Here is a 5,082-nt window from a genome sequence, read left to right on the forward strand (position 1 = left end):
GCGCGCGCAAGCTATCAAGTTGCGGCAAATAAGGCAGTGAGCTGTTAATTATTCTTTTCATGTGGCGGGATTGTCCTTTAACAACCAAAATGTTTCTGTACAAATAAATTCCGTCTCATCCAGTACCCGACATACCTGACAACTTTGATCAGGATGTGGCGGAACATGGCCACCCAGATATCTGCTGACCTTTTGAATACAGGGGACGTGTACTGCTCCTTTGCACCAAGCCATTCACCGATTAATCCAAAGACACCCAACACAACCGCCAGGCGGCCAGATTCAAAACTCTCGTGCAATGAGGTACAGCCAGGAATGGAAGGGAAGGTGAAACTGTGGACTCTCTTCAACCATCGAAGCAGACCGGATGCCTAAAAAACGCATTGCAGTCCACGATGAGATGAAAAAAACAGACCCGCGAATTTTCCAACCAAGCGAGGCTAGAAACCGGAGTGATTCCTGGCAACAACGCCAGGGCTGAAAGGCACTGATGCCTTCGAGGGGTAGAAGGCTTGAGGGCGGAAAACAGGTTCATCGTGCCCTGTCGATTTTAATTGAGTGTTCGGTTCCCACACTGTTCTTTCCTCAAAACAAAGCCGTGCTGAGTTTGACCCAGCACGTAGATTGGGCTCTCCTCGTTCGTACAGAAGACCAGGCTCTTGACGATTGGATTGAGGTAGAGCCCAGCCACTTCCTTCAGTTTTTCGATGACCATGGGTCATAACTGAGTTAGGACATTTCATGACTTTCATTTTAAATCCTTTTGCTTTTAGATCGTTTTTGGCCATTGTTCAATACCACCTATGCAGTACTCAATGGACGAGAAGAGAAGAAGTGGTCCAGAAAGATTAACTGAGTGAGCCGAGCAGGGTGGGGATATTTTACTTAGACGACTGGAAGAAAAACCTCGTCGCCAGAACGACGAATCTGTTTTAGGTTCTCTAGGTGACACAGCCACCTATGACTACCCGCAGCCCAAATTTCACCTTAAGATCCGGACAGCAAACCCCATGGAGAAGGATTGTCTAGACCACGGGCTCAGACTTTACCTCTCACTCCGAACAAAGCCCTAATCACTAGAAGGGAAATCTGGGGCAATATGTCCGATACCGTTCCCTAGCTCCTCATGACCTGTGTGATCATCCGTCAATGCCATAGCTCCGGACAACATGATACAGATCATCGCGATGCCGATCTATAAATGAGTATTCACCATTCATCCTGGCAGGGAGGTTTACTCTGGTAACGTTGGAAACTCAAACGGAATCGGTTCTCCGGTCAATGCTTTCATGAAGGCAATAAGGTCGGTTTTCTCTTGCGGCGTCAATCCCAGGGGTTTCATCAAAGGACTCAACTGGGGATTCGCCTTCCCGCCTTGATCAAAAAAGTCGACAACTTCCTCTAATGTTTTAAAAGCGCCGTCATGCATATACGGGGCGGATTCAGTAATACTTCGAAGCGTTGGAGTTTTAAATGCTCCTTTATCGCGTTCTCGAAGAGTCACATAATACCGGCCCAGATCTTCTTTCATCGGTCCTACTTGCGGCACTCCGAGGTTGTGAAACTGATTATCCGTAAAATTAGAATCGTTGTGACACAGGATGCACCGGCCTTTTCCTTTAAACACGTCCATCCCACGTTGGGCGTCTTCGCCCATCGCTTTGGGATCACCTAAAACAAATTTATCAAAAGCCGAATTGGTGGAGATGATTGTCCGTTCGTAGGCAGCTATCGCTTCGGCGATTCCCTGCAAACTCACCCCGGTTCCAAATACTTTCTGGAACTCTTCCTTATAGCCGTTTATCTTTGCAATTTTAGGAACCACACTTTCATGGGTCTCGGCCATCTCAACGGGATTATGAATAGGACCAATGGCCTGTTCTTCCAGAGAGCCGGCTCGACCGTCCCAAAATTGGAAGGGATTAAATGCCGTGTTGTAGACAGTTGGCGATTGCCGGCCTCCCCGTAGTCCTCCAACTCCTGCCGAGGTTTGGTTGGGATCGGCAAATCCCGTGACGGGGTTATGACAGAAAGCACAGGAGATCGCATTGTTTTTGGATAACCGTCCATCAAAATAGAGCTGCTTGCCCAAGGAAATTTTTGCGGCATAATTCAGATTTGTCGGTGGTGTGGGGACCGCCGTCGGAAGCGGGCCAATATCCGGAACCATATGACCATCCACCGTGATCATTCCTATTGGGGAATCTAACCCGGACTCACTTCCCATCCCGGTTGAAGCGATCATGAACAGTCCCATCATCCCGCAAACACATGCGCCAACTTTTCCCTTCATGCCTGTCCTCATTGTCTTATTTCCTCCTGATTAAATTGGTCACATTCACCCCATGATGTACAGTCAATCGCATCCCCGATAACTGACAAACGAGAGCAATCTATTTGAATAATTCAGTGTACCGCGAATGTCCGTACAATGGTAAGACTATTCACCCAAATGTGAAAGAGATGCTCCGACTTGGTCTTTTCAGGTACGTTCCCTATGCAACAGGAGAGCTTTGCTGCTTGATCGAAAACCGTGATCCACATTCTTACCTTCGCCTAATTTCAAATGAAACGCCAATCCTACCCTATTGATGCAGTCGTTCCGCAATTACAACAGACGTTGAGGCAACAGCGTATCGTCCTCCTCACCGCACAGCCAGGCGCCGGCAAAACGACACAAATCCCGTTGGCCCTTCTTCAAGAGCCGTGGCTGATCCCCAAGACCATCATCATGCTGGAGCCTCGCCGGTTGGCGGCGCGTGCGGCCGCACGCCGCATGTCCGACCTCCTGGGAGAAGCCATCGGCACCACCGTCGGGTACCGGACCCGGTTGGATACCAAAATCGGTCCGAACACAAAACTGGAAGTGGTGACCGAAGGCATTCTCACGAGAATACTTCAACACGACCCGTCATTACAGAACTATGGCCTGGTCATATTTGATGAATTCCATGAACGTAACCTGCAAGCCGATCTGGGCCTGGCCTTATGTCTGGAATCTCAGAAGGTATTTCGAGAAGACCTTCGACTGTTGATTATGTCGGCCACACTGGACATTCCAGCCATTTCCCAACAATTGAAACAGGCTCCAGTGATTACCTGCGAGGGAAAGATGTTTCCCGTCGAAACCCGCTACGTCGGGAAACCAGAGGATAAAAATTTCGACATGCAGGTGGCACAAACCATTCATCGTCTGCTGATGACCGAACAGGGTAACCTCCTGGTCTTTCTTCCGGGTGCCGGAGAAATCCGACGAGTGGAGCGGTCCTTGGCGAACCTTCCGCTTGGCCCACAAATCCTTATCGCTCCGCTGTATGGTGATTTGTCCGCCCAGGCCCAGGACCACGCCATTCTGCCTCCCCCTGCCGGATGGCGCAAAGTGGTCTTATCCACCAACATTGCCGAATCCAGTCTGACCATCGAAGGCATTCGTCTCGTCGTGGATACCGGTCTCATGCGCGTGCCACGTTTTGATTCACGCAGCGGGATGAGCCGGCTAACCACCCTCACGGTCTCACAACAATCGGCTGAACAGCGTCGCGGGCGGGCGGGACGCCTGGAACCGGGTCTGTGTGTGCGGTTCTGGTCTGAGGCCGAGCAGCGTACTCTCACCCCGCGTACCACACCGGAAATTTTGGATGCGGACCTGACCTCTCTTGCGTTGGAATTGGCGCAATGGGGGATTCAGGATCCACAGGAATTGCTCTGGCTGGATCCTCCTCCTTTGGGGGCCATGGCTCAGGCGCGACAGCTTCTCCACTCCCTTGGCGCATTCGATGCCCAAGGCCACATTACCGATCATGGCCGGGCGATGGCCGAACTCCCCATGCACCCGCGTCTTGCACATATGGTCCTGAAGGGAAAGGGGCTGGGAGCGGGAGCCTTGGCCTGTGATCTGGCCGCATCCCTTAGCGAACGAGATCTTTTCAAGGGATCCACCGCACGAGAACTTGCCGATCTCCGCAGCAGGTTTGATGTGCTCTATGGTGGCGCCCATGCCCAAAGGGATGCCGGATCCGTGGATAGGGGAACCATCCAACGTATTCGCCAAGTCTCTCAGGCATGGCAACGGAGGCTTCACATCACGACTCCTCGACATGTCCCCAAACAGCAGATTGATCAAATGGGTGTGCTCCTGGCGCTGGCCTATCCTGACCGGATTGCTCAACGACAATCCGGAGAGGCCAGACGATACCGGCTGGCCAATGGGCGAAGTACAAGATTCCATTACCCGGATCCATTGGAGCATGAAGAATGGCTCGTCATCGCAGACCTTAACGGCGCGCCGGCGACGGCACTCATCTATATGGCTGTCCCGATTTCGCGTGAAGATCTGATGACCCATTGCGGGAATCTCATACAGTCAACGGATTCTGTGATGTGGGATGGATCGACGCAAGCGGTCAGGTCCATCAGGCAACGACGATTGGGAGAACTCATTCTGGAGGAAAGCCGCCTTCCCGATCCCGATCCTGATTTGGTGTTGACCGTCCTTCTCGAAGGCCTTCGAAACACGGGCCTCTCCTGTTTGCCCTGGACCCCCACCCTCAGAAACTGGCAGGCGCGCGTCCAATTTCTGCGACGCGTCACGGAACCGGGATCTGCCTGGCCGGATGTCTCGGATGACACACTTCTTCACACTTTGGACCAGTGGCTTGGCCCCTATCTCACCAACCTCTCCAGTCTCAATCAGCTGAAACGCATCGATCTTGCCTGGCCGCTTCAAGCACTCCTCTCTCCGGAACAACGGCGAACACTCGATATCCTGGCGCCCACCCATCTCACCGTGCCGACAGGTTCGCATATTCCCTTGGATTATCTTTCAGGTGAGATTCCCGTTCTGGCTGTCCGTCTCCAGGAAATATTCGGACAATGCGACACGCCCCGCCTGGTGAGCGGCAAAATCCCCGTTCTCATTCATCTGCTCTCTCCGGCCAGACGGCCCGTTCAGGTCACTCAGGACCTCACCAGCTTTTGGGCCACCGGTTATCAAGCGGTTAAAAAGGAATTGAAGGGCCGCTACCCCAAACACTTCTGGCCCGACGATCCCCTTCAAGCTCCGCCCACTCGCGGCATCAAAAA

General features: G+C 52.3%; 2 protein-coding genes. One reads left to right on the forward strand and one right to left on the reverse strand.

Annotation, left to right across the window (positions count from 1 at the left end; genetic code table 11):
• Positions 1-1,234: 1,234 nt before the first annotated feature.
• Entirely contained in the window at positions 1,235-2,293 is a 1,059-nt protein-coding gene (locus AAH187_RS18645; protein WP_342349994.1) for a cytochrome c peroxidase, read from the reverse strand.
• Between the two features lie 273 nt (positions 2,294-2,566).
• On the opposite strand from AAH187_RS18645, the gene hrpB reads away from it, so the two are divergent.
• Positions 2,567-5,082: ATP-dependent helicase HrpB (gene hrpB / locus AAH187_RS18650; RefSeq protein WP_342349995.1), on the forward strand; the 2,516-nt coding region annotated here is incomplete at its 3' end.

Source organism: uncultured Nitrospira sp., from assembly GCA_902500695.1.
In the GTDB taxonomy this organism is placed as follows: Bacteria; Nitrospirota; Nitrospiria; order Nitrospirales; family UBA8639; genus Nitrospira_E.

What these genes read in the sequence shown, in the direction of transcription:
- AAH187_RS18645 (WP_342349994.1), bottom strand. Translation starts at nt 2,293, where the DNA reads ATGAAGGGAAAAGTTGGCGCATGTGTTTGCGGGATGATGGGACTGTTC.